Source organism: Streptomyces sp. NBC_00435, from assembly GCF_036014235.1.
In the GTDB taxonomy this organism is placed as follows: domain Bacteria; phylum Actinomycetota; class Actinomycetes; order Streptomycetales; family Streptomycetaceae; genus Streptomyces.
This window is the reverse complement of the sequence record NZ_CP107924.1, coordinates 3,601,844-3,626,298: the sequence shown is the minus strand read 5'-3', so window position 1 is coordinate 3,626,298 and position 24,455 is coordinate 3,601,844. Positions and strand designations below refer to the sequence as shown.

The 24,455-nt window shown below is 69.0% G+C and carries 24 protein-coding genes; 7 read left to right on the top strand and 17 right to left on the bottom strand.

The features are described 5' to 3' along the window. Window positions 1-22: 22 nt before the first annotated feature. Window positions 23-679, top strand: coding sequence for a hypothetical protein (locus OG389_RS16510; RefSeq protein ID WP_328299247.1), 657 nt, complete (start codon window positions 23-25; stop codon window positions 677-679). A gap of 72 nt (window positions 680-751) precedes the next feature. Next, on the top strand, window positions 752-1,840 hold the full coding sequence (locus OG389_RS16505; protein WP_328299246.1) for a helix-turn-helix domain-containing protein: 1,089 nt from the start codon (window positions 752-754) through the stop codon (window positions 1,838-1,840). Between the two features lie 466 nt (window positions 1,841-2,306). Here the strand turns inward: OG389_RS16505 and OG389_RS16500 are convergent, their stop codons facing one another. The 3 genes from OG389_RS16500 to OG389_RS16490 all read right to left on the bottom strand — a co-directional run bounded on the left by OG389_RS16500 (window position 2,307) and on the right by OG389_RS16490 (window position 5,741). After that, window positions 2,307-3,803 carry a hypothetical protein gene (locus OG389_RS16500; RefSeq protein WP_328299245.1) on the bottom strand — a complete coding sequence of 499 codons (1,497 nt, stop codon included), beginning with the start codon at window positions 3,801-3,803 and terminating at the stop codon, window positions 2,307-2,309. Further along, window positions 3,800-4,825: a site-specific integrase gene (locus OG389_RS16495; protein ID WP_328299244.1), complete on the bottom strand. Its 1,026-nt coding sequence runs from the start codon at window positions 4,823-4,825 to the stop codon at window positions 3,800-3,802. The genes OG389_RS16500 and OG389_RS16495 overlap by 4 nt, the downstream gene beginning before the upstream one ends. A 118-nt stretch (window positions 4,826-4,943) precedes the next feature. Then, a complete protein-coding gene (locus OG389_RS16490; protein WP_328299243.1) occupies window positions 4,944-5,741 on the bottom strand; it encodes a hypothetical protein in 798 nt (265 codons plus the stop codon). A gap of 251 nt (window positions 5,742-5,992) precedes the next feature. Between OG389_RS16490 and OG389_RS16485 the strand changes: the two genes are divergently transcribed. After that, a complete protein-coding gene (locus OG389_RS16485; protein WP_328299242.1) occupies window positions 5,993-6,355 on the top strand; it encodes a helix-turn-helix domain-containing protein in 363 nt (120 codons plus the stop codon). 224 nt (window positions 6,356-6,579) lie between these two features. Here OG389_RS16485 and OG389_RS16480 read toward each other — a convergent pair whose 3' ends face one another. The 9 genes from OG389_RS16480 to OG389_RS16440 all read right to left on the bottom strand — a co-directional run bounded on the left by OG389_RS16480 (window position 6,580) and on the right by OG389_RS16440 (window position 13,610). Then, window positions 6,580-7,182, bottom strand: a complete 603-nt coding sequence (locus OG389_RS16480; RefSeq protein WP_328299241.1) for a hypothetical protein — start codon at window positions 7,180-7,182, stop codon at window positions 6,580-6,582. Window positions 7,183-7,424: 242 nt separating this feature from the next. Then, a complete protein-coding gene (locus tag OG389_RS16475) occupies window positions 7,425-7,739 on the bottom strand; it encodes a MazG-like family protein (protein ID WP_328299240.1) in 315 nt (104 codons plus the stop codon). Between the two features lie 82 nt (window positions 7,740-7,821). After that, complete coding sequence (locus tag OG389_RS16470; protein ID WP_328299239.1) at window positions 7,822-8,319, bottom strand: hypothetical protein; 498 nt, start codon at window positions 8,317-8,319, stop codon at window positions 7,822-7,824. After that, window positions 8,316-9,251: a nucleoside 2-deoxyribosyltransferase gene (locus OG389_RS16465; protein ID WP_328299238.1), complete on the bottom strand. Its 936-nt coding sequence runs from the start codon at window positions 9,249-9,251 to the stop codon at window positions 8,316-8,318. Before OG389_RS16465 ends, OG389_RS16470 begins: the two co-directional genes overlap by 4 nt. 29 nt (window positions 9,252-9,280) lie before the next feature. Then, window positions 9,281-10,144 carry a PfkB family carbohydrate kinase gene (locus OG389_RS16460; protein WP_328299237.1) on the bottom strand — a complete coding sequence of 288 codons (864 nt, stop codon included), beginning with the start codon at window positions 10,142-10,144 and terminating at the stop codon, window positions 9,281-9,283. A 20-nt stretch (window positions 10,145-10,164) separates the two neighbouring features. After that, window positions 10,165-10,962 (bottom strand): hypothetical protein, encoded by a 798-nt coding sequence (locus tag OG389_RS16455; RefSeq protein WP_328299236.1) that lies wholly within the window; start codon window positions 10,960-10,962, stop codon window positions 10,165-10,167. Beyond that, window positions 10,959-11,669, bottom strand: coding sequence for a maleate cis-trans isomerase family protein (locus tag OG389_RS16450; protein WP_328299235.1), 711 nt, complete (start codon window positions 11,667-11,669; stop codon window positions 10,959-10,961). Before OG389_RS16450 ends, OG389_RS16455 begins: the two co-directional genes overlap by 4 nt. Beyond that, a complete protein-coding gene (locus tag OG389_RS16445) occupies window positions 11,653-13,173 on the bottom strand; it encodes a radical SAM protein (protein WP_328299234.1) in 1,521 nt (506 codons plus the stop codon). Before OG389_RS16445 ends, OG389_RS16450 begins: the two co-directional genes overlap by 17 nt. Before the next feature lie 110 nt (window positions 13,174-13,283). After that, window positions 13,284-13,610, bottom strand: a complete 327-nt coding sequence (locus OG389_RS16440) for a hypothetical protein (protein ID WP_328299233.1) — start codon at window positions 13,608-13,610, stop codon at window positions 13,284-13,286. A gap of 198 nt (window positions 13,611-13,808) precedes the next feature. Here OG389_RS16440 and OG389_RS16435 point away from each other — a divergent pair, with 198 nt between their 5' ends. Both OG389_RS16435 and OG389_RS16430 read left to right on the top strand, forming a co-directional pair. Continuing rightward, the gene (locus OG389_RS16435) at window positions 13,809-15,182 is read left to right on the top strand and encodes a hypothetical protein (RefSeq protein WP_328299232.1); all 1,374 of its coding nucleotides are present in this window, start codon (window positions 13,809-13,811) and stop codon (window positions 15,180-15,182) included. Window positions 15,183-15,776: 594 nt separating this feature from the next. Continuing rightward, window positions 15,777-17,546, top strand: a complete 1,770-nt coding sequence (locus OG389_RS16430; RefSeq protein ID WP_328299231.1) for an ATP-binding protein — start codon at window positions 15,777-15,779, stop codon at window positions 17,544-17,546. Here OG389_RS16430 and OG389_RS16425 read toward each other — a convergent pair. From OG389_RS16425 to OG389_RS16415, 3 genes are all read right to left on the bottom strand, one after another. After that, the gene (locus OG389_RS16425) at window positions 17,536-18,810 is read right to left on the bottom strand and encodes a hypothetical protein (RefSeq protein WP_443059290.1); all 1,275 of its coding nucleotides are present in this window, start codon (window positions 18,808-18,810) and stop codon (window positions 17,536-17,538) included. The two genes, OG389_RS16430 and OG389_RS16425, sit on opposite strands and share 11 nt — an antisense overlap. A gap of 715 nt (window positions 18,811-19,525) precedes the next feature. Next, complete coding sequence (locus tag OG389_RS16420) at window positions 19,526-20,008, bottom strand: SsgA family sporulation/cell division regulator (protein WP_328299229.1); 483 nt, start codon at window positions 20,006-20,008, stop codon at window positions 19,526-19,528. Then, entirely contained in the window at window positions 20,005-20,922 is a 918-nt protein-coding gene (locus OG389_RS16415; protein ID WP_328299228.1) for an AMP-binding protein, read from the bottom strand. The genes OG389_RS16420 and OG389_RS16415 overlap by 4 nt, the downstream gene beginning before the upstream one ends. Before the next feature lie 394 nt (window positions 20,923-21,316). On the opposite strand from OG389_RS16415, the gene OG389_RS16410 reads away from it, so the two are divergent. Further along, entirely contained in the window at window positions 21,317-22,522 is a 1,206-nt protein-coding gene (locus tag OG389_RS16410) for a PucR family transcriptional regulator (RefSeq protein ID WP_328299227.1), read from the top strand. Between the two features lie 192 nt (window positions 22,523-22,714). Here OG389_RS16410 and OG389_RS16405 read toward each other — a convergent pair whose 3' ends face one another. After that, window positions 22,715-22,906 carry a hypothetical protein gene (locus OG389_RS16405; protein ID WP_328299226.1) on the bottom strand — a complete coding sequence of 64 codons (192 nt, stop codon included), beginning with the start codon at window positions 22,904-22,906 and terminating at the stop codon, window positions 22,715-22,717. Between the two features lie 143 nt (window positions 22,907-23,049). Further along, window positions 23,050-23,313, bottom strand: coding sequence for a hypothetical protein (locus OG389_RS16400; protein ID WP_328299225.1), 264 nt, complete (start codon window positions 23,311-23,313; stop codon window positions 23,050-23,052). A gap of 349 nt (window positions 23,314-23,662) precedes the next feature. On the opposite strand from OG389_RS16400, the gene OG389_RS16390 reads away from it, so the two are divergent. Next, window positions 23,663-24,397, top strand: coding sequence for a carbonic anhydrase (locus OG389_RS16390; RefSeq protein WP_328299224.1), 735 nt, complete (start codon window positions 23,663-23,665; stop codon window positions 24,395-24,397). The last annotated feature ends 58 nt before the right edge of the window (window positions 24,398-24,455 follow it).

The following is a 24,455-nucleotide window of genomic DNA, read 5'->3' as shown; positions in this document are numbered from 1 at the left end:
CCGTCTGGTCGCCGGAGGCTTCATGGTCCTGTCCCTCGTTGCGCCCGTTCCGGAAGGCGTCCACGCCCAGTTGGCGGCGCTCGGAACGAAGTTGGAATACCTGCACCCGGCTCTGTATGCCGGCGAAGCGGCGCGGCGAACGGCCACCCCGAACCACCCGGCCAATACCGCCGGGACCCGCGCCTATCAGGAACACGTACGTCTCCTGCGAGAGGCGCACATCCGCCACGTGGGGTGGAAGCGGCTCCTCCATGACCACCTCGAACTCGTCTGCAACCCACAGAAGACGCTCGCGATCGGCACCATGGTCGGTGACGCGGCCACTGGCAACGCCAGTCTCCATCCGACCAACCTCCACAAGAGGGGCGCTGCCACTGAGCGCGCCGCCGAACACAACGTGCAGCTCGGTCTCTTCCCCACCCCCGTCGGCCCGAACGAGGTCCTCCTCGACGAGGACGAGGCCCTGAAGCTCAAGACCTGGTTCTTGGTTTCCTACCGTGTTAAGGCCGAGGGTGGAGTGCGGATCCACAGCGAGCTGTCGCTGCCCGGCCAGGTCGACCGGGGCTTCGTGGTCAAGTGGGAGCAGCGGATACAGCTGCCAGTCATCGAGATGGACGAAATCGAACTACCGGACGAAGATGGACCGGGCGAGATCGACATCCCCGTCGAGTTTCGCTGAGGCCCATCATGTGGGGTGGCCGCGATACTGGCCGCCCCACCCGCACCACCTGGATCACGAGGCAGTCTCACCATGGTGACCCCGTCCCGCATCACGCTGGCCCGAAAGCGCCGGGGCCTGACGCTCGCAGAGCTTTCCGAGCTCGCGGGAGTCTCGCTGCAGAGCCTGTCCAACTACGAGACCGGCCGGACGGCACCGCGTCGGACCACCGTGGCCCGCCTCGCTGACGCACTCGGATTCCCTGAGGACTTCTTCACTGGCCAGGAGATCGACGAGCTACCCGTCGAGGGCATCTCGTGGCGTGCCCGAAGCAAGACCTCGGCCCGCACTCTCGACGCCGCGCGAGCTGCTGGCACCCTTGCCGCGCTGCTGTACGACTGGATCGAGGAACGCTTCCGACTGCCAATCGCCGACATTCCCTCTCTTGGCAAGCCCGACCCCGAGACCGCGGCCGACATGGTCCGCACGCGCTGGGGACTGGGGAGTGCACCCGCACCCAACATGGTGCACCTCCTCGAAGCGCACGGCGTCCGGGTGTTCTCGCTCGCCCCCGACTACGCAGAAGTCGATGCCTTCGCCGTCTGGCGGGGCCGGACTCCGTTCGTCTTCCTGAGCACGCTGAAGTCCGCTGAGCGAAGCCGCTTCGACGCTGCTCACGAACTCGGACACCTTGTCATGCACGGGAGCGACAGGGCTTGTTCCGGTCCGGAGGCGGAGAGGCAGGCGAACGACTTCGCAAGCGCCTTCCTCATGCCCGCTGCGAGCGTGCTGGGCCACATGCCGGCCGCCGCTCATGTCGATCAGATCATCAAGGGCAAGGCCATCTGGAACGTGTCCGCGATGGCCCTGACCTACCGCATGCACGATCTCGGGCTCCTGACTGACTGGCAGTACCGTTCCGCCTGTATCGAACTCAGCGAGCGTGGCTACCGCAGGTCAGAACCTGAGGGCATGAAGAAGCGAGAAACCTCGCAGGTGCTGACCAAGGTCTTCCAGGGCCTGAGGTCTACGGGGATTAAACCGGCAGCGGTGGCCGCCGAGGTAGGCCTTGCTGTAGACGAGATGAACAAGATGCTCTTCGGCCTGACCATCACGATGGTCGACGGCGGGGGCCAGCGGGCTGAATCGGAAAGTCGACGGACCTTGTCCCTCGTGCCCTGACCCAGTCAGGCGCCCGTATCCCGCGGGCCGGGCAAAGGGCAGCAGAGGCAGTGCCCGAGCGTGCGCTGAATGGCCCAAAAGGGGGCTTCGGTATAGCCGGGGCCGACGTATCGAGACGCTGGCGCTGACCTGCGAAGGAGCCCCATGCGTTCCCGAAATGGGAGAGGGGCGTTCCTGAGGGTTTCTGGGGCGGGGCTCTGAGCTGCGGTTTCGTAGTTTTCCGCAAGGCCCACGAAGGCGGGGATCTGTCGAAAAACGTGTCTGAAAGTCTGACGAGGTAGTCGGGCAGATCAGACGGCTTGGCGACAGGTGTGGTGGCGGCCCGTGAGGGCGCAGCCACCGCGGTCAGTGTAGCGGGTGGAGCCTGCTGGGCAGCAGAGTATCTGCACCCCTGCCGACAGGAGCGTGCCTCTGAGGGCGGAGCTGGGGCGAGCGCAGGAGCCAGGGGTGCGAGGGATGCGTCAGGTCAGGCTGCGGCCGGGGTCTTGAGCACAGCGCGTGCCATGGAGTTGCTGAGCCAGGCGTAGCCGATGTAGATGAGCAGAGCTGCGGTGGCGCCGTAGGCGGGTACCCGTTCGTGGGGGTAGCGCTGGTCGAACCGGGAGTGCAGGGATTCGCTGTCCTGGCGGAACCCTTTGAGGCGGCGTCCGGCGGGGGTGTCGGGTGGCACCTGTCGTAGGTGTTCCGTTCGGTTGAACCGCTTCTTGCCCGTTGAGGGGTCGGTTTGGCGGTCCTCTTCCGTCTCGTCAACCCGAATGTGCTCGGTATGCGTCTTGACGGGGCAGGGAATAGTGATCCGGTGGTAATAGCGGGTGGCCTTCTTGCCTTTCCTGCAGGCGAGCTCCTCGACAGGGAGGGGAGCGTAATGGTCCTTGCCGGTCTTGAGGTCGATGAGGCGCTCGCAAACGCGCCCCTCGGCGACATAGAGCTTGTGGTTGCAGGGACCTTCTTGGAAGAGAGCAAGGGGTTCGGGTGAGAGCCCACTGTGCTGTGTCGTGAAGGCTACGAGGCCGGCAGCGATCAGCGGAGCACGGTGAACTCCCCGCAGGGCGGTGTCGTAGGTGATGGCACGCAGATCAGGGGCCTTGGTGAGTAGGTGCTTGACCATTTTGACGAAGGCGGTTCCTTCGTCGTCGCGGTGAGGGTCGCGGGCGCGTGACTTATGGCGGATTGATTCAATGCTGAGCACGATCCGGCTGTGCGGAGTGGCGGCCAGGCGTACGGCCATGGCTAGGAACTTGTTGCCGTAGACGCGGTTTCCTCCGCCCTCGACGCTGATGCCGGCGTCCGGATCGACGCGGTGGCGGCGAATCTCTCCAGTGACCTTGTCTTCGACCTCGTGGTGCCTTTGGGATGACGCGGGCCTGGCGACGGTGGCGTCAGCGTGGACGACTTGCTGACGTTCGGGGTAAGCGCGACTGACGCGCTTACCGCTCTCGGCCATCATTCCGGAGTCGAGGGCCTGCTGGATCCACAGGTCGCGGCTGATGTCCCGGATTGTTGCGAAGGCAGGCTTGAGATGCTTTTGAAAGTAGTAGTTCCACTGGCTGCGGCTCGGGCCGACGGCTGGGAGGGTGTCCGCTGCTTCATCTCCCATGTGGCTGCGCAGGGCGTCGCGCACTTGATTCCACCAAATGGAGTCCTGGAGGTTGACCGCGGTGTAGCGGGCGGAGTCGAAGATCGAGATGGAGCTGAGGAAGATCAGGTAGACGATCGGGGGGTAGTGGGCGGGGCGGCCGGTCCTGCTCTTGGCGGGCAGTGAGTCGGCTGCCGTGTAGAGGTCGGGGTTGTTCACCAGGTATGAGAACCGTTGGTTGAGCGAGATCGCGGGTGCTTCTGGGCCTTTGGGTGGCGGTGGGTCTCCGGCGGCGCCGAATGCGTCATCGGGGATGGGGCCGATGGTGTAGTCGGGCCTCTTCCTCTTGGCGGGTTTGCGCTTGGGGCGGGATTTGGGCGTGCTCATGCCGTACCGCCTGTGCGGGGGGTCTTCCACTGGAGCCCGGCAAGGCCTGCCGCGCTGTCGAGGGAGGACAGGCCCAGGCGGCGGGCCACCTCGGAGAGAGATCCCGTCTCATCGAGGATCCGGGCGGCGACGAACCGGGTGACGTCGCGGGGTTCGACCTTGCGGGCGGTGGTGGACAGACCGCTGCGGCGGGCGATGTCTCCGAATCCGGAACCGACGCTCGACTGGGCCACGTCCGGTGCGGAGCGGGCATTGGCGACTAGCAGGAGCTGGCCTGGATGCTTCTCTGCCAGGCATGCGCAACGCAGGCCGAGCACGTAGCGAGCCCAGTCGGACAGCGGACAGGTGCGGGCTTCGGTGTAGGTGGCGCCGGCCGTGGTGATCTCGCAGGCTTCAAGGTCGAGGTCGGTGATGGCCGCTGTGGCGATCTCGGCACTGTGCAGGCCGGTGAGCAGTAGCGCCAGCAGTGCAGCGTCCCTCGTTGCGGGCATGCCGCGTTCGGAGTGGAACTGCAGCAGCTTGATCTCGTCCGTGGTGAGGCCGGCGCCCGCCTTGCGAGGGCTTCGGTGGATCGGCGGTGAATCCACGAGCGGGTCACACTGGGTCAGGCCGAGGGCGCGGGCATGGGCGTAGAACGATGCGATACCGGAGCGTCGTTGGCGGTGGGTGCCAGTCTCGACGAGGGTGACGATGATGTGGCCGTGACGGTCGCGTCCGGGAGCGCGAACGAACGCTCTCACCAAGTCTTTTGTGACCTCGTCGATCAAGGTGATGCCGTGGGCCGTGCCGAAGACCAACAGCCCTTCCGCGGCCCTGGTGTAGAGCTTGGCGGTCTGCCGGCTCAAGAGCCCGGTATCGGCTTCGTGGGACCAGGCGTGACTGACCTGCACGACCGCGCTTCTCAGCGTGACCGCAGCACGCGCTGTGCGCTTGGTGGGGGTCTGTTTTGCGGGTGGACGGTGTGTGCGCCCGTCGGTGGGCACGCTACCGTGGGCGGTGTTCCTTGCCTTGCGTGAGGACATGCCGAAGCCCCTTCCACGCGGCCGTGCCGCGCTGGATGGTGGTGGAGGTGGGGTCCGGCAGTGCCATCCCGGCCAAGGGAAGAGGGCGCTGCCGGACCTGCTTTGTGTGAGGGGTTGCCTAAGTGACGGGGCGGCTCCGAAGTTTCGTGGTGATCTCGGCGAGGCCGCGCAGGTGGCCGTGGAGGGCCAGCAGGTCCTCGGCGGACAGGCGGGCCAGATCTGCCAGGAGGACCGGTGGCAGCAGCAGCGCGAGTAGGTCCAGCTCCGGTGCCGGCCCGCCGTTCGTTGCCGTCGGTGTCTGCTCACGGCGAGGTCGGGGAACTGACGCATCGAAGGAAGTACCGGCTTCGCTGCCGACTCCCGAGGGTGGATCGCCTTCGAGGGCTGGTACGGGGCCGGGCTGCTGCTCCGTCTCCTTCTGCGGTCCGCTGTCTTGGGCGGACTGGCTGCTGCCGCTCGGCTGCTGGTCCTGTGGCTGGAGCGGATCGAGGTCGAGCGCACCCCCGTGCCAGCTCAACCGGCCATCCCCTTCGGGAACGAGCGTGCCCACGGCCACGAGCAGGTCGACAAGGATATGGACCTGGCTCATACGCTTCTCGGGGGCATGAGCGGCCTGGCCGAGCTCGAAGACCAGGAACTGGCGGGACCGCGGCCCATCTCCCAGGCACTGCATCACCGTGCGGGTGAACCACTCGTCCTTCCACACCTCACGGAGCGCCTCCAGGCCGGCCTGCTCTCCCTCGGCCCAGGCGCGGCCGACACCCTGTCCCCGCTCCGTCGGAACGTAGCCAGAGCGGGCCGGGCCCTTCGTGATCAGCCCGGTCGCGAGGAGGAACGCGGGAACGAGCCCGCAGCGCCTCTCGGGGACGGCAGTCAGCTCATGGAGGGCGGCCGCGGTCAACGGCTCGTCCGCCATGCAAAGAGCCCTCATCACAGTCAGCTGCCGGTCGGCCCGGAGCCTGTCGCTCGGCAAAAGCCGTTCACCGGACCCCAGGCGGGAGCGTCCCACTGTCATACCTCTCCACCTCCGATCGTCCCGAGAGCGCCTGGGGTACTGCTGCGCCGACCGGACGCGGCAGTACTCGTCCCACAAACACGGCCTTGCTGCTTTGATAGCATCCCTGGTGGGGATGCGCCTCTCGGCATCCCGTCCTTCACAATGGGCGCATGGCTGGAGGAACAAGGCGTGGGAAGAAGCCGTGGGAGTACGCGGTCGCTGGTGAATGGCCGTATGCGGTGATGGACGGGTTCCTGCCGGCTCAGGTCGGCCAGGCGGTCGCCCGCGCTCTGGCGGAGGCCATGGAGCAGCAGAAGTTCAGCGCGAACTCGCTGGCGGCGGCTTCGGGAGTCAACCGGCAGGTCATCTCGAACGTCCTGGCGGGCACTGCGTATGCCGACATGGTGACGATCGCGAGTCTGGAGGGGGCGCTGGGCGAAATGCTGTGGCCGCGCCACGTCGACTGGCCCACCGACGAGAACGGAGTGCGCCAGCAGCCGCTGCCGCCGCAGAAGCAGAACGACCTCGAGTAGAGGATCTTCGTTCCATGTCGGCGCAAAGGGGCGTGAAGAGGGCATGGGTGTGGGCCCTTCCGGTGGAGGGAAATGGCCGAACACCCCGCGAGCGTGGGTGTGAACCGCTAGCTTCGGAGGTGGCGGCCTTGCCGCGTTGGGAGACCGCCGCCCCAGGCCTGGTCCAGGTGTGGAGCCGGGAGGCCATTGGCGTGGGGCGGCGGTCCGCTTATGTGGGCCTGCCTTTAGGCGGCCTCCCAGGCTGCGATGAGCCGGTAGAAGGTCTGCTTGCCGTCGGGGCCGAGGGTCTTCGTCACGACCTCGCGCTTGCGCAGGCCGTCGAGCAGAGCCCGGGCCCGGTCCATCGAACCGTCGGCGCCCTCTTCGAGTTCCAGTGCGACGGCCTTCGGGGTCCACTCCTTGCCAGGGTCGCTCGAAAGGATGTCCAGGACCGCCAGTGTGCGCTTGCCGGTAATCCGGACAGGAGGCGTGGCGGGCTGTGGCTCGGGTGCAGGACGGGTCGCCGTGGCCGAGGTGGAGTCATGTTCGGGCGAGACGGCAGCGAGCCGAGTCTGGGCGGGTTCGGAAGCGTGGCGAAGGCCGATGCCCCGTGCCAGAACGGTACGGAGGTCCTCGAGTACCTGCTTGGCCTCCTGGAGCTCGGCCACAGCCTGTTGCTCCTGCGCCGACACCTCTTGCACTTCGGCGTTCAGCTTGGCGATCATCGCCTCGAGCCGGGCCCGGTGCTCACCGTGTGAGGCGACGCGGACATCGCGTTCACGGATCATCGCCTCCAGATCTGCTTCGACGTAGGCCGCAGACTGATTGAGGCCCTCGGGCAGGCTCATGTGGCCACAGTAGGGCGACAGTTCAGCGCATGTCTGCTGATCCAAGCAGCGAGTGCGCAGCAGCGGAATGTCTGACCACATATGTCTGTTAAATGATCACCTCTGAGGGTGCATCTGAGCACCTACTGCGCCGCCCTTACAGAGACCTAGGCGGTCAGAGGTCTGTGCACAGCCCGCATCAGGGCATCTGAATGACTCTTAAGGCTTACGACATCGTAACGCGATGTCGTAAGCCTTAAGAGTCATTCAGATGCTGGGTCTTGGATGCGGATGGGGACTCCGCGGGAGTCACGTTCGTAGGTGCGGGCCCTGTTCTTGGTGAGCTTGCGTTCTACTTCTTCTTGAAGGTCGATGCCGTTCATCTCGGCGAGGGCGGCGACGTAGAGGAAGACGTCAGCGAGCTCCTCGCCGAAGTCGGGTAGACCTTTGCGCCAAGCGGTGAAGGCTTCGCCGACCTCGGCGGTGAGGAGTCCGAACTCCAGGGGCACGTTGGTGGTGTTGAAGTCCTTGGTGACCTTGTTGTCCCAGGCGGTCTTCTGGGCTGAGCGGATGTCCACTGTTCCTCCGGGCACGGGGTGCTGCTCGTGGTGCCGGAGCTTAGCGAGAGACATCTGTCGCCCACGGGGTGTTCCCCCGGACTCATCCGGACGAGGGCACTTCGTCGCCGGCCGGGGCCTGGAGGGTGATGATCGGGATGCGTTCGCTGAGCCGCTGGAAGACGCTGCTGTACCCGGCGAGCAGGGCGGCCACCTGTGCGTGAGACGGGGCTCGGCCGTCGCGGGCCAGGAGCCGGGCGCGGATGACTTCGGCGGGGGCGCTGAGGTGGCACAGGGCGCCGTCGCGATCGCAGACTGCCCTGGCCAGGTCGTGGGCCTGTGCCCAGGTGATTCGGGAGACGCCGCGGTAGAAGGGGCCGTAGACGAGTTCGCTGATGAAGCACCGGTCGAGGATGAGGCGGCCGGGCAGGGCGAGGAGCTCGCGGTAGCGGGTGATGAGGTCGAGGGAGTCTGGGGTGCGGGGTGAGTGGACGACGGTGAAGCCGTGCTGGTCTGCGAGGCGGGCTGCCAGGGTGGACTTGCCCGCGCCGTCGCAGCCTTCCAGAACGAGGGTCCGGTAGGCGGCGAGCTCGTTGGTCATGAGGCGAGCCAGTCGGTGAGGTCCTGGAGATCATTGAGGTGAGCAGCGGTGCCGTACTGGATCATGAGGTTGCGCCAGTTCGGCTCGCGGCCGTGGGCGTGCGTGTAGGTCGGGCGGGGCTGGAAAGCGGCGACCTTCCGGCCCAGGGCGGCCGCCGCGCCGGTGAGGAGGGCGGCGCCGGGCGGGGTCTCCGGCCCGGACACGTCCAGGACGAGGGACTCGGCGCGAAGAGCCATGTCCCAGTCCGAGCGGGCGGCGGCCAGGCTGTCGCGGGCGGCGAACCGGGACGGGGTCATGACTGCGGTGGCCCGGGCACGTGCCGCCTCGTGGAGGGCCGCCGGGTACGGCGCGTACGGGGAGGGTTCCAGGAACACCGTGCCGGGCCGGACCACGGTATGGACGGGAAGCGGTCGCGGTCCCTGCGATACGGCCCTGACGGCGTTGACGGCGGCGGTTGCCGCTAGTTCGACCTGGACGGTGTTGCGGGCCGCGAAGGCCTCGAAACGGTCCGGGGCCTTCGCGGGGTCGCCGAGGCGGTCGACTCGGATGGTGCGGGTGGCGAGGGTCTCCATCAGCGGGTCGGGGAATTCCCACCGGGTGGTTCGTTCTCCGGCTGAGTAGGTCTGGAAGTCGGTGGTCAGGACGACGACCGGAACGCCGAGCGCGCTGGCGTAGCCGATCTCCATGCAGACGCCGTCGTCCAGGCTGGGGCCGTGCAGGACGGCGATCATCCCGGACAGGGTCCGTAGCCGGGCCTGGTCGAGCTCGAACAGCCGCAGGCCCTTGACCGGGGCGATCAGCGCCTCCTCGTCGGTGTCGCAGAACGGCAGGAAGACCGCGTCGTGCCCTGCCTTGTCGGCGAGCTTGCGGGCGATGAGCGCGCCGAGGGCGCGGTCGTGGGCGGCGAAGAGTCGGTGGGCGACGTAGTACACCAGGGGCTCCCTTGTCGGGTCCGGTGGAGTCAGGAATGTGCGCGGCCCGGCACGGGCCGGGGTGCTGCCGTGTGCCGGGTCGCGGCGAGGACGGCGGACTTCAGGGCGGCGGCCGGGCTGTCGCCGTGGAGGGTGCGGGCCAGGAGGTGGCCGGCGAGGGTGTCGCCCGCGCCGGTCACCTCCACGGGCCGGGCAGACGGCGGGGTACAGGCCGCGAGGGGGCGGCCGTGGTGGAGCCACCGGACGGGGCGGGGGCCGTCGGTGACGACAACGCCCCGCAGGGTGCGGGTCACCTGGCCTGCGGAGGTGCCCTGCGTCACCTCGCCGACCGCGGTGCTCTGCATCACCTGTTCCAGGCGGCGGTGTTCGGCGGCGTTGGCGAAGATGAGGTCCGCGTGGGCCAGCCACGGTGCCGCGGCCTGGATCAGGTGGGCGGCGCTGGGCAGGAAGAAGTCGATGCTGAACCGGGCCCCGCACCGGGTGAGCGCTTCTAGAACGGCGGGCACGTCCAGCGGTCGGCGACAGCACACGTGGTAGCGGTCACAGGCGTGGCGGGCGATGTGGGCGAGGGCGTGCCCGGTCAGGTCCTCGCTGACGCCGTAGTCGGCGGCCACCGCGACGAGGTGGCCGTCCTGGTCGTAGTCGATCGTGAACGCGGCCGAGGTTCCGGCCGTGATGCGCAGCGCGGACCAGTCCACGTCGGCGAGCCGGCCGTGGGCCGGGATGTGCGCGAGGTCGTCGCCGATCACGGCCACCGGGGCGGCTGTGGCCCCGGCGCGGGCGGCGGCGAGCGCGACGTGCAGGGCGGCCCCTCCGAGGAGGTCGCCGCCGCGCCGGTCCGGGTAGCGGGTGTGGTCGCGGGAGATGTTGCCGATGACCGCTAACCGGTCCACGCCTCCCCCCTTTCGTGTGGTCAGCGGCGAGTGTGGGAGCAGTCGATGACGTGGGAGCAGACGGGTCGGCGTTGGCACAGGGCCGGGGAGGGACCGTTGAGGTAGAGCCGCTTGAAGTAGATGAGGACGAGGTGGACCCACCAGGCCGGGTCGGCGTCTTCGGGGATGGCGACCTGGTGGCCGTGGAGGGCGGCGAGGGCCCGGAAGTCGGCCGGGCGGGCCCGCACGGCGTTCTCCAGGACGTGCCGCATGTCCTCGTGGGCAATCGGTGAGGACGGCAGGGGCATGCCGAGGGTGGGTGCGAGCTTGGTGACTATGCCGGAGTCGACGGGGATGATCCCGCAGTGGTAGCCGCGTGCGTAGAGCACGGCGCACTGGGCCACCTTGTAGGAGGCGCCGTTGACCTCGCTCGCGAAGGACAGGATCAGGGCGTCCCTGTCCGCGCCTTCGGCTGCCGGGTCGGTGTCCTCCTTCTCCCACCGGGCGACGAGTTCGGCGAGCGAGCGCAGGTAGGTGATCCGAGCTGTGGACAGGCCGATCGGCCGTACCAGTTCCGTCAGTTCGGTGTCGCTGCTGTCGGCGAGCGCCTCGAAGCCCACCTCGTCCGCCTTGGTGATCACGCCGGCGTAGGTGGAGACCATCCGGTAGGAGACGCGGGTGGACCAGCCAGCGGCGAGCATCCGCATACGCCAGTCGGTGATCTCCAGGGGCCACCACCGGTTGTTGTCGTGGTTGGCCTCGACCTCGGCGCGGACGTCTTCGAGCGACGCCGCCCGGTTCACGAGGCGGAAGATCCGCCCGTCGTACGGAGATTTCACAAGGTTGCTCCGATCGCTAGGCGGGCCGCGTGCAGGGCCATGGCCACATTGGACGACAGCACGGGGCGGCCGAGGTCCCGTTCCAGTTCGGGCAGGAGGTTCAACGTCTGCCAGCCGGTGCAGGACAGCACGACCACGTCGGCATCCCGGATGGGTTCGGGCGGAAGCTGGTGCAGCATGGTGCGGATCTTCCCCGGCATCACCTCGGGGTAGCCGTCGGCTAGGCCGAGGCAGACCCGGGCGGTGACCTGGATGCCGGCCTCCTCCAGGGCGCCGGCTTCGGCGTCGGTGACTTCCTGCGGGTAGGGGGCGGCCAGGACAACCTGGGAGGCGCCGACGGCCGTGAGGGTGGCGGTAAGGGCGTCGAAGGCGGTCACCACGCCGGGCGGCAGGGACGGCCCGCCGGTGAAGCCCGCCGAGGTGCAGGCCAGGACCGTCCCGTCCAGGGGCAGGTGCCGCATGGAGTCCATCGCGGCGCCGGCCGCGTCCCGCAGTCCGTGCCAGAAGGAGTCGTCCACGGCGGTTGTGCGGGAGGCGGGGACGAGGCGGGCGTGGTGGAAGACCGTGTGCCGCAGGCCCAGACGGGGCAGCTCGCTCTCCACCACCTGATTCGCCCAGGGCAGCAGCACGCCCACCCGTACGGTCCGCTCGGCCTGCCCGTCGTATCGCGAGAGGAGACCGAGCATGGAGTCAGGCCGCTGCGGCAAGGCGCGTCCCGAAGATCATGCGGGGGGCATGTCCGGTGACGGTGAGGTCCGCCTCCGTGCCGACGGGGGTGGCCGTGGCCTCCTCCACGATCTGGATGGAGTAGGAGCCCAGCCGCCGCCACCAGGTCCCGTCGCGGCCGACGAAGTAGGAGTGCAGGCCGGGGATGAGGAGCCCCGTCGGGTAGACGCGCTCCTTCATCGGCTGATCCCAGCCGAAGTCGATGTCGGCCTTCCACGAGGCGAAGTGCTCGGCGGAGGGCAGCGCGCCCAGCGCGCCCATTCTTGCGAGGGGCGTGCCGGGGAAGGCGCGGGCCTGGCGGACGTTGGTGCGGTGGCACAGCAGGCCCTCATCGAGGATGCGCCCGAGCCAGTGCAGGTTGGCGATGTGCGTGGCGTGGCTCTCGCCGGGCAGGCCGTAGATCAGGTTCAGGCCGGGCAGCAGCTTGGGCAGCCCGCCGGGGCCACGGGCGGCGCCCGCCTCGTTCACGTGCTCGACGGCCCGCAGCAGGATCTCCGGCGTGCAGGTGAGGTGGTTCGCGGCGATGACCTTCGCGTCGAAGGACTCGATGCCCATGGGTGCGCAGTTGCCCTCGGTGCAGTACTCGGCGACGAGGTGGGCGATGCGCTTCCCGGCTGGGGAGGCGACGGCGAGCGGGTCGGCGTTGTCGATGTGCAGGACCTCCAGCTCTGGGCACCGCTCCCGGATGCCGGCCAGCAGGCTCTGGATCGCCGCGGTGTCCCGGTTCTGGTAGGAGAAGAAGCAGGTCTGCTGCCCGAGGCGGAAGTTGCGAACCCCCGCCCTGTACAGCTGGGCGGTCTCCTCGAGGACGTCCTTCACGTCGCGGAAGGCGACCATCGGCGACTTCTCCGGCTCGTTGCAGAAGTCGCAGAACACCCGGCGGGTACAGCCCCGGTACAGCTCCAGCTCTGCGATCGGCTTCCACAGCATCTGCTCGATGAGCCTGGCGAAGGAGTCCCGGTCGGCCCGCAGCTGCCCGTACGGGGCGCCGGTGCTGCTGCCGAGGGCGAGGTCGCCTGAGGTGATGGTGTGGGTGTGGACGGCGTCGAAGAGGCCCGCGTACTCGGCGTTGCCCTTGGCGTAGGTCGCCATCGGGCCCAGCAGGTAGCGGCGGCCCCGCACGCAGGCCATCGCGCGGGCGATCTCCTCCAGGCTCGCGTTGACGGCGTGCAGGTGCACCGAGGGCACCTTGTCCCCGGCGATTACGACGACGCTGTCCGCGTCCCGCAGCAGCTGGACGGCATCCGCGCGGTTCACGGTCGCCGAGTACGTCAGCGGGTCGCTGAAGGGGGCGGCGACGGCGGCCTTCCCCCCGGCCAGGCACCAGCGGACGTCGTCGATCGTCAGGTACTTCACCTCCGTCCCCGGATTCGCCCGCCGCAGGGCCGACCACGCGGCCCGTACGTAGGTGGAGACGTACGGGGGGACGCCGAGCCCGCTGGGCTCGACGGTGTAGCAGTCCAGCACCACGGAGTGCTTCGACATGGCTTTCCCTTCATCGCGAATGGATGGCGCACATGGAGCAGAGGCGAGCGGGAGCACGCCCGCCGGCGAGGTGCCGGGGCCACACCTGCCGCAGGCCGGTTCCGGGCGGATCAGGCCGCCGGTCTGCGGGCCGATTCCTGGGCGGAGGCATACCGGGACAGGTAGTCGGCGCCTTTGGCCAGCAGCCGCAGGCTCGCCACCGGGTCCTTGCCGCTTGGGACGGCGAGAAGAGTGCAGGCATGGCGGACCGTCTCGATCGCCACGTCGCGGGCCCGGCCCTCGGGCAGGCTGTGCGCGTACCGGTCGGCCTGGTCCGCATCGGCCTTGATTTGTTCACGCAGGCGTCCCCGTACGGCCTCGGCGGCGGGACCGGTCGGGGCGGCGGCCGAGAGCCTCAGCGCTGTGGCCACGTCACTGGCCACGGCCGTACGGGACATGGTCGCTCCTGTTCGTGGACGGCAGGGCGGTACAGCTGACCGGGGCGGGCCGCCGGTTGCGGCGAACCCCGAGACAGGATGCGGGCCGCGTCTGGGCCCCGCCCCGATCGGCGTGATGGATATTCAACTCCCGCTGATCGCAGAGCAGTACGGTGTCGGACAGGCCAAGCGGTATATCGGGTATACGGGCAGGTGCTCATGACCAAGCGCACGCCGAACAACAAGCTCCGCGACCTCGTCGCCGAGTCCAGGTGGACCTACGAGGCTCTCGCCAAGGCAGTCCGCGCGGTGGCAGCCGAATGCGGTGTCACCCTGAGGACCAATAAGTCCGCCGTCGAGCACTGGATCGCCGGAGCCAGACCGCAGGCCGACACCGGCCGCTACCTGGCCGTAGCCCTGTCCCGCCGAGTCGGCCGCCTGATCACGCCCGCCGATCTCGGGCTGGCCGCCGTCGCCGAGGACGAACATGACAGCATCGGACTGACTCTCGGGGCCGACCCACTCGACTCCTTAATTCCGATGTGGAGGCACGAGTTGGACCGCCGCCGCTTCCTCGCGACCTCCGCCTACTCGGTGGCCGCCGCCGCCCTGCCGCTCTCCCACGTTCAGGAGATCGCCGCCCGCACCGCCGCCGCCCGCACTGGCCAGAGCATGGGCATGGCTGAAGTCGCAGCCGTCCGCGACATGATCACCGCGTTCTCCGAGATGGACGAACGCCACGGCGGACAGCACGGCCGCAGCGCACTGGTCACCTACCTGCGCGATGACGTGGCCCCTCTGTGCCGGGGTCGCTTCCGCACCGACGAGATCCGCCGGCACATGCTGTCGGCCGCGAGCCGCGGCGTACACCTGCTGGGCTGGAAGTCCTACGACGCGGGCCAGCAAGGCCTCGCCCAGCGCTACTACCTCCAGTCCTACGCCCTGGCCACGGAGTCCGGCATCACCGGCCATGACGGGTTCGTGATGCGCACGATGGCCATGCAGGGACTCAAGCTCCACCGGCCCGAGCACTGCCTGGGCCTCGCGGAGACCGGCCTGAACCGGGCGAAGGGCAAGGTCGACGCACAGACGGAAGCCCTCTTCCGAGTCGTCCACGCCCACACCCTGGCCAAGACCGGCTTCCGCCAGGCCGCCCTGGCCGAAGCCGAGCAGGCCCGCGTCCTGATGGCATCCGCCCCCGGCGACGACGTACCGTTCTGGGCGCTGGCCTGGGGCCCACCCGCTGCGTCCGTGTACTCCCGCACCGCGAAGGTCTACGAAACCCTTGGCGACCACCAGGCCGCCGCCGAGCAGTACGCCCGCGCTGCCACGGCTCGACCCGCCGGTACCTACGCCCGCATTGTCGCCCTGGACCTCGTGGCCGGCGCGGAAATGCACCTCAAACGAGGCCGCATCGAGAAGGCGTGCACGACCTGGAGCCAGGCCATGGACCACATGGACGGCGTCCGCTCCGTCCGCACCCGCAAGGCCGTCAAAAGCATGCGAGCCGACCTCAACCCCTTCCGCGCCCGCGGCCTGCGCTGCGCCACGGAACTCGACGAACGGGCGATGGACTTCCTCGCCACGGCGTGACCGTGATCGTGGGAGAGGGAGGACGCACTGCGGGGCAACGCGGCGTCCTCGGACCCATTCCGGACGGATCGCCCGCAGCTTGGAGCGCCGCATACTTGGCGCCGACTGGCAGTTGTGGGGCCGAGTCGCCACCGTCCGAAATGGTTCCTCGAGCTGAGGCCTCGGGGATACAGTCCGCCCAATGGCGGTTCGGGGATCAGGAGAGGGGCCGGCATGTTGGAGGTCGTGGCACTCAGCGCGCTCACTGCATTCCTCACCGCGGTGGGCAACGGGGCGGCCGGGGAGATGGGCAAGCAGCTGCTGCTGTCGACCGGTGCGTTGGTGGGAAGAACTACGGGCCGGACTCCGCCGCTGCCCACCAGCCGCGTCGGCTGGCAGGCGCTCGCCGGTGATGTACACACGTCTCTGAGGAACGACGACAGTCAGGCGAGTGAGTGGTCGCTCCTTGTGCGGAGCCTTTCGCCACAGGCCGGCGCTCTGCCCTCGGGGAGTGAGATGCCTCCCGCGTCCCGCGACTTCACCAATCGCCAGCGTGTCGTGCGGCAATTGAAGCGGGAGGTCACACGCCCTGCCGCAGGGCGACCGCGCGTCGGCATGCTGTACGGGCCGTCGGGGAGCGGCACCACCGCCGTCGCCCTGCGGCTGGGTGCCCTCTGCCACGGGCTGTTCCCCGACGGCCAGTTCTATGTGGATCTCCGCGACGGAGCCGGGGAGATCGGACCGTCCCCAGCCGCTGTCCTCCTGCGCCTGCTCCGCAGGATGGGCGTTGAGCCCGAACGGATCCCGCCGACTGAGTCGGGGAGGGAAGAGCTCTACCGGCGGCTCCTTTCCGGCCGCAGGGCAATGGTGGTGGTCGACCACGCTTCTTCCGCCGCGCAGGTCCGTGGACTCGTTCCGTCGACGCCGGAGGTGTTCCTGCTGGTGGTCGTTTCCGGCCAACCCTTCGTATGGGAGGCGGAGCATGTCGAGGTACCCCCGCTGAACGACCGATACGCGCGGAAGATGCTGACGAAGGTCGCCGGACGGGAGAACATCGCGCGTGTGAAGCGGCGCATGCCGGACGTGCTCGCCCACTGCGCCGGAAACCCCTTCGCTCTGAAGACGACGGCTATGCGTCTGCAGGCCGGCGACATCGACCTGGGTCTGGGCTTGGGTCAGGGAAGTGACCATGCCGGCCCGCCGACGGTGACGTCCGGGCGGCATCCCGTACGCGACACGGCCCAGCTCGCTTGCGACCGGGTCCGGGCGAGTACGGCCCGGCTCTGCCGACTGACGGCACTGGGAGGCTGGCCGTCCGTCAACGCCCGCCTCGCGGCGGCCGCCGCAGGGGTCACGGAGGAGGAGGCCGTCCGGATGCTGGCCGAAGCCGTGGACGCCCAGCTGCTGGAGCCAATGACCGACGGCCGCCATCGGTTCCGGCCCGAAGTGCAGCGGTATCTGGCGGACACGGCCGCCGTGGAGCACGGGATCCCGGCGTGCTCCGCCGCCATCGCCCGGACGCTCGAGGTCCTGCTCAACCGGGCCGCGCACGCCGCGCACGCCGCCCTGCCGCAGAGCTGGCGGACCGAGCCGGCGCCCGCACACGGAGAGGCGTACCGCGATGAAGCGGAGGGCGTGGCAGCGCTCGCCGAAGAGTTGGACAACCTGGTGCACGCCGTCTCCGTGGCAGTGGAGTACCAGCACATCGGCACGGCGCTGCGCCTGGGACGTGCCCTGTGGCCCCTCCAGCTCAAGAGCGGCTACTGGGACGAGGTGCTGCCCGCGCTGCGGGCCGCGGCCCGCAGCGCAGACGATCACCAGCCACTGTCCCGGATGGCCGGGGCGCTGCACTTCCAGCTCGCCCACTGCCTGGGAGAGCTCGGACATGCTGATGACGCGGACGTCCAGGCGCGGGCCGCTCTCGCATGCGAGAGCGCGGCCGGACATCTCCGGGGGGAGGCATCGTCCACGGAGCTGAGGGGCCTGCTGTACCTGCACCGGTGGTTGGGGGACGAGGCGTACGAGCAATTCGTAGAAGCGGAGGGTCTCTACAACCAGATCGCCCCTGGTGAGGAAGGTGGCCAGGATGTTCCGCGGGCCCTTGCGCTGGCCTGGCGCCACCAAGGCCGTGCCCTGCGGATGATGGGTCGACTCGAGGAGTCCCGTGACCTGCTGGAGCGGGCCGGGGACTTCTTCAAGCAAGAGGGCGAGGCCTACAACCAGGCACGTGCCCTCACCGACCTGGCGGAGACACTTCACGCCGCAGGCGAGAACGCCGAGGCACTGCTGAGGATCGCCGATGCAGAGCGGCTGCTCGATCCGTCCGCGACCCCTCACCTCGGATACCTGGCCGGGCTGCGCCTTCGGTGTGAGGTCAACGGGTAGTGACGGGGAGCACCACCACGCGGTGCAGGCCGCCCGCGGTGTGCACCCGGATCGTCGTCCCGCCCGGAGACACGCTGCCGCCAGCCGTCAGCCAGGCAAACAGCGACGAGGCATACGCCGCCGGGTCGGCGTCCGCCCCGGCACCCGCGGACAGCCGGAACACGCCATGGCCCCGGACGCGGACGGTGCAGGTGTCCGGGCCGGTCGTGTACGCGGCGGCCGCACTGTGCGGGTGTCGGCGCAGCACCTCCTCCGTCCAGGCCTCAGGGCTGCCGAACCGGGGGTCGTCCGGCCGTCCCTCACGCGTGATTACGTCGGCCAGCTCCAGACTGCCTGCGTCGAGGGTCTCCTCGTGGACCGCGAGGTGCACGTCGCCCGCCGCCCCGTAGGGGTGCTGCGCGGAACGCTCGATCACGATGTCCGCCCCGTCGACGCGTGTCCGCACCTGCAGCGGCGCCGTACGCCGCGGCGGATCGTACGACGGCAGGGGCAGCGGCTCCAGCAGCGCGGGGGTTTCGGGCTCCGGTAGATCCATCAGGGCGTAGAAGTGCCTGCGCAGCAGGACCGCGGAAGCACCGGGAGCCGAGCTGATGAACTCGGCCGGACCAGCGAGCGGACGGTGCTCGGCGAGCGCCCGCTCCAACTGCGTCCGCAAGGAACCGTGCGGATCGATTCGCCGTGCTTCACGCACGAACGCTGCGACCGGCGCCTCAGGGTCCAACCGCTCCTGCCCGGCAGACGCCAGCAGTACGGGGATGCCGAGCGCGGCCGCGTAGAAGGACACCGCGCCGAAATCCCCCAAAACGATGTCCGCGGCCAGAAGGGCCTGCCTCCAAGCGTGCATGGGATCGATCAGGGTCAGCCCGCTGCGCCGGGCCCGGTCCAGCCAGGCACGGACTTGCCCCGGGCCGTGGCCCTGCCAGATGTTCGGATGAAGGATGGCCGCCAGCCGGTAGTCGTCGGCCGGCAACTCGGCCGCGAGCCGCGGGAGGAGGCTCGGCAGGAGGTCCTGACCGCCCCCGTTACCGAAGAGACCCTCGGGGTTCCAGGTGGAGTTCAGGACGACGAGCCGCTGTCCACGACGCACACCCAGGGAGCGGCGGAACCGCTCACGGTACGGGCGAGCGGCCAGCATGCGGTCGAAGCACGGATCGCCCGCGAGCACGGCTGCTTCCTCTGCCTCAGGACACGCGCGACGCAGTCGCTCCAGCTGCTCCGGGTGGGACAGCACGAGCCCGTCCACGAAGGGCTCGCCGTTCTCCAACAGCCACTCCGACGAAAGCCCGAAGGTCGGCTCCCGGCTCCCGGCTCCCGGCTCCCGGCTCCCGGCTCCCGGCTCCCGGCTCCCGGCTCCCGGCTCCCGGCTCCCGGCTCCCGGCTCCCGGCTCCCGGCTCCCGGCTCCCGGCTCCCGGCTCCCGGCTCCCGGCTCCCGGCTCCCGGCTCCCGGCTCCCGGCTCCCGGCTCCCGGCTCCCGGCTCCCGGCTCCCGGCTCCCGGCTCCCGGCTCCCGGCTCCCGGCTCCCGGCTGAGCTAGTCTCTTAGTATATCCCACGCCATGTGAAAGTATGCTCAACTTGCCCTGAAGTAGATGTAGTTGTCCCCCGAAGCTGGCGGAGATCGCAAGGTCGACCGGTGTCGAAAGGGCCTGCGCCCAAGGCAGCACGGGCAGGCCCAGGTCGGAGAAGAGATCGCAAACTCCGCCCTGGAATGCCGAGGACCCAGTTGATGTGACGAGTAGCTGTAGGCGGAAGTCGTCATGAAACAGCGGCAGCACGTCCAGCAACCGCCCTGCGGAGGTGAGGTTGTGCACAACCAGCAGTACCTGCCGGTGCGTTGTGCGACTAGTCCACCGATCGGAGCCTTCCCCGACTGGCACGCGAATCGCCAGCGGTTCAGCTGACCCCACTTGTCACTTCCTGATGGTGCGCTGTGCACTTCGTCCTTGCATCACCTTAGAGCGCACGGCAGGAGGCGTCACTTCAGGCGCGCTTTCGGTCGGGGGGACGCGGGGCCGGACGCCCCAGGAGCTGACCGACGAGAATGTCCAAGTCGAGGTGTTGGTGCTCGGTCCCGGGTGGGACGAGGTCGTCGGTCTGTCGCAGAAAGTACTCGATTTCGGACGGCCGGGCGCGCATCAGGGCCGACGATCGCTCGCCGGTGAGGGTGATCAAGACGTGGCCGGGCCGCTCGCGCCTGTTGGTACGGATGGTGACGTCTCCTTGGCCGGCGGGCTCGCGAAGGCCGGTGCGTAGGAGGTCGCGGGCGAAGAGCCAGGTGATCGGTTCACCGTGGCCGGTGAAGATGTCCATGTGGATGGCGTACGGCTCGCCGACGTCGTACCACAGGAAGCTCGGGACGAGAACGGTGAGATCGCTGCCGACCGCTTCCAGCAGGACCGGCACGATGCACGACACGCTCGCGGCCCGGTTTGCTGGCACGCGGGTGGGGTCCTGGTAGGTCACGGCCGCCGCCCGAGCGTTGTGACGACGTACGGGTGCCCCGCGTTCCCCACAAGCGCTTTTGCGTGGGCGACGAGACTGTACTGGGGGACAGGTGGCGTCCTGCGGTCGGCGGCGAGGATGCCGTGGGAGGTGCCCTGCCGGCCTCGGTCACCGCCGAGGAGCGGAGCCTGCCCGTGCGCCACATTGTTGTCCGGTCGTTCCGCGGTACTTGGCGGGTTGGGTGCGGCGGCTGCCGGGTGCCCTGTGCCCGGCAGCAGGGTCAGGCATGCCCCGGCGAGGATCGTCGCGTTGAGCCCACAGCTCTGCCCGGCGGGGTGGCTCACCGGCAGGGCGCTGGCGAGGGTGGCGTCCGGTGCCAGGTCGAGCAGCGAGATCGCCGCGGTGAAGGCGTCCGCACGCATCGCGCCGTGACTCAGCTCGGTAGGCGTCAAGGAGCCGCTCGCGCCCGCAGGATGGTGCACGACGGCGATGTCCTCGTCTGCCCTTTGTGCGACGTCGAAGTGCTGGGGCCAAAAAGCGAGTTGGGTCAAGATGTCCGACCCGATAGGAACCCGCACGGGACCGGCGTCGTGCGCCGCCCGGGCCGTGGGGTCGTGCGAGGCGAAGACCAGCCGAACTCCGGACTCGCGAAGGCGACGGCGCACCGTGCGGAAGCCGAGTCCCGGGTCCACCGTGACGACCACCGCGCCAATCCGCAGGACACCGTAGTAGAGCACCGGGAAGGCCGCGACAGCGGGCAGTACGAGTCCCACCCGGTCGCCGGGCCGCACGCCGTGGGCGAGTAGCCCGCCAGCGACCCGCGCACTGAGTTCATCCAGGTCGCCGTAAGTCAGCGTGTGCGCGCCGGCCCGGATCGCCGGACGCTGCGGGTACTGCCCGGCAGCGTCCTTCAGGTTGGTCGCAAGGTTGCTCAATTGGTTCTCCTGGCACACAGACATCGACGCGAGACGGAGGTCGCGCCCTTGCGCGCGCGGGCCTCCATGCCTGAGGAGGCCCGCTCGTCTCGATGGGGACGAGCCTCGCGCGTCGCACCCTTCGGAGCCTATGTGGACACCGACAGCGTTCCTCCGCTGTTCGCTGTAGCCCGGAACAACCAGTGGGCCTGACCAGCGACATGACCATCCGTCAACCGTGATCCGGGGCTCCTCTGAAGTGTGATGCTCCGGTGAAGACGTCGCACAGCGGCCGGATCGTGCGCCAGGCTCACTCCCCACACCCCCCCCAAGGGGGGCCCGCCTCGCGTGAAGAGGCCAGTACTGGATCAGCGAAGCAGGAGTAGGTGTGCACCAGCCAGTCCCAGGGCCGAGCGTGGCCGGCATCTCGGATGCATTCCTCGCCAGGCTCGACACGCATGTGTCGGCCATGGCCGAACGGCTCCTGGCCGAGATCGAGCACTACCAGAACGTGCCGCCGGAAGACCTGCGCAGGTCACTACGGCACAACACCGCCTTCACCCTCGCCTACCTCACCGGCTCAGAAAATACGATCGACCTCTCCGGGCCGACGGCAACCGGCCGGCTCCGGGCCGCCCAGGAAGTGCCACTGCCGGAGGTGCTGCGCGCCTACACACTCGGGTTCATCTACACCTGGGAGCAGCTGCTCGCCGAAGCCATACGGTCCGGCCCGCAGGCCCAGACCGCGCTCCTGCACGCCGCCACCGGCTACTGGGAGGTGTCAGACGCATACTCCCAGGCCCTGACAGCCTCCTACCGGGACGCCCTCGCCGAGCGCCTGGTCGAGACTGACCGCCGCCGCTCGGCCCTGGTAGCAGCACTCGTCGACGGGCCGCCACCGGGCGACGGCACGGTCTGGGAGATCGCCCACATGCTCGACTTTCCCTATCAGGGAACCTTCCTCGTCGTGACAGCCGAGGTCCAGGTGACCGGCACCCCACCCCTGCCAGGACTGGACGCCAAGTGCCGGGCCCTCGACACCGGAACGGCATGGCGTGCACAACCCGGCCACGAGATGGGCGTGCTCTCCTGCCCCAATCGGGACGCTGTCTCGCAAATCCTCGAGGCGGTCCGGGCCACCACAAACGGGCGGGTGGGAGTCAGTCCTGCCTATGACCGACTCGACCAGACACCCCGCGCACTGCGCTACGCCCAGGTCGCGCTCGAATCCCTGCCCGCGGGCACCGTGGCGGTACGCCAGCTCGACGACACGCCGCTGACCGAGATGGTGATGACCAACCTGGAGACGACCCGACGCGCCGTCAACCGCATCCTCGGCGGAGTACTGTCCCTGCCCGAGAGTGACCGCAACACGCTCCTCGCCACCGCCCGCGCCTGGCTCGACGCCAACGGATCGGCGGCCGAGGCGAGCCGCACGCTCTACTGCCACCAGAACACCGTGCGCTACCGGATGCACCGCCTGGAAGAGTACCTGCGAGGCCCGCTCGACGACCCCAAAGTCATCGCCGAACTCGCCATCGCCGTCGACGCCGTCGGCACCTTTCCGACGCTCCTGGACCGCAACCTCGTGTCAGAGCCGGTGCCCAGTGGCGCATCGTGATCCGTGAGGTCCGTGCGATCTTCAGCTCTGCCACGAATACAGGGCAGAGCCGTTGCCCGGATAACGCCCATGCCCCAGCCGAGGGGACCGGTAACCGCGACGACCTCAACACCCGCTGAAGTTGCCTCCAATTGCGGCCCGTAGTCGCTGATCCGCGGCCGGACCGGTGTCTTCCTGACCGTTTCGATCGTCTCACTGCACATGCACATCCGCAGTGAGAACCGCTGTACGGCTGCCCCGCGCAGGAAGACCACGGTCACCGCGATCGCGGGCGGTCACGCCTCCGGTCACCAGCAGGGACGCCGTCTGCACCGGCAGGCGCGGCAGGCCCGAGCGGGCGTCGGCCAGCACCACCATCGCGCCGACCAGCCCAGTGAGGGTCACCGCGAACATCGTCGGCCGGGCGCCGCGGTGTCGACCGCCGGACCGGTGGCCACGACGGCGCCCCCGGCGTCGGGGACCAACGGAACAGCCAGTAATTCGTCAGTGGGGCTCCCCGGGAAGCCCCACCTGCCTGCCTGCGCTGGTCAACCGGCCATGGACGCCACAACCAGCGCAACGGCCGCACCGCACAGCAGCACCGCAAGCGGCCATGCCAGCCGGCCGCGCCCGGTACGCCTGCGCCACAGCCCCAGCCCCAGCGCACACGCCCCCACGAGCACAACCGTCACACCGCTCAGCTCGCCCTTCCGCCACGTCACCTGTACGGCGCCACGGTTAGTACCCCATACAAGGAGCGCAACGAGGATGCCCACGGTCAGCACACACACCGCTTCCAGCAGCCTGCTCATACGGCGCCTTTCTTCTTCGGCGTGTCCGTCAGGTCAGTGCGCCGGTGGAAAGGACGGCTTGACCTCGACGGTCTCCGTCTGGCGGCCTTCTGAGTCCGTGCTGGTGGACCGCTTCTTCCCGGGCAGGGGACCGGCCACGGGCGCCTGAGGCGATGAGGTTGAGCGGGCCGAACTCGTCCATGTAGAAGATGACGTCGCGCTCGCCCTCCTCAGGTATAACCTCGCAGTCGGCGATCGTCCAGAGGTGCTCGACCCTCGCCTATCGGGAGAACCCCAGGCGCACCAAGTCTTCCCCAAGGCCGGACCGGCAGCCCGCGCTCTGGCCGGGGCAGGCCTAGTTTGGCCTTGCATGACAGGTGATGATGAACGCGGTGCACCGATGGGGCGGCGCAGGCTCATCCGGGCCGCGCTGACGGGGGTGGTGGCCGTGGCCGCCGGGCTGGTGTCCGACACCAGCGCGACGTCCACCGCCACCCGCGGCGATGGAAAGGGCCCGCGGGCCGGGACTCCCAAGTCAGCGCTGCGGGAACTGGTGGCAGGGAACGTTCGCTGGCGCTCGTTCCGTGCGAGCAATCCGGACCGGACCCGGGCCGTGCGGCAGACCCTGGTGGCCGGACAGCATCCCTTCGCCGTGGTCCTGGGCTGCGTCGATTCCCGGGTTCCGCCGGAGCTGGTCTTCGATCAGGGCTTGGGTGATCTCCTGACGGTGCGCTCGGCGGGTCCCGTTTTGGACGAGGTGGTCCTGGCCAGCGTCACCTACGGGGTGCTGGAGTTAGGCATCCCGCTCGTCGTCGTCCTGGGGCACCAGTCGTGCGGTGCCGTCACCGCCGCCGTCGAAGCGGCTCAGGCCGGGCACACGCTGCCCGGTCACATGCAGTACCTGGCAGACCAGATCCGTCCAGCGATCGACCAGACCCTGCAAGGGTCGGCAAGGGTGGATGCGGCCATCACCGCAAACGTGCGGCTGGTCCGCTCGCGCCTGGCCGCCGAGCCCGATCTCGCGCCCAAGCTCATGGCGGGTGGACTGGCCGTGGTCGGGGCCCGGTACGAACTGACCAGCCAACGTGTCGACCAGATCCATTGACCTCCCCCGGATCCGGCGCCCCCCGATCTTCAACAACATAGGGGGCAGTTATGCCGGC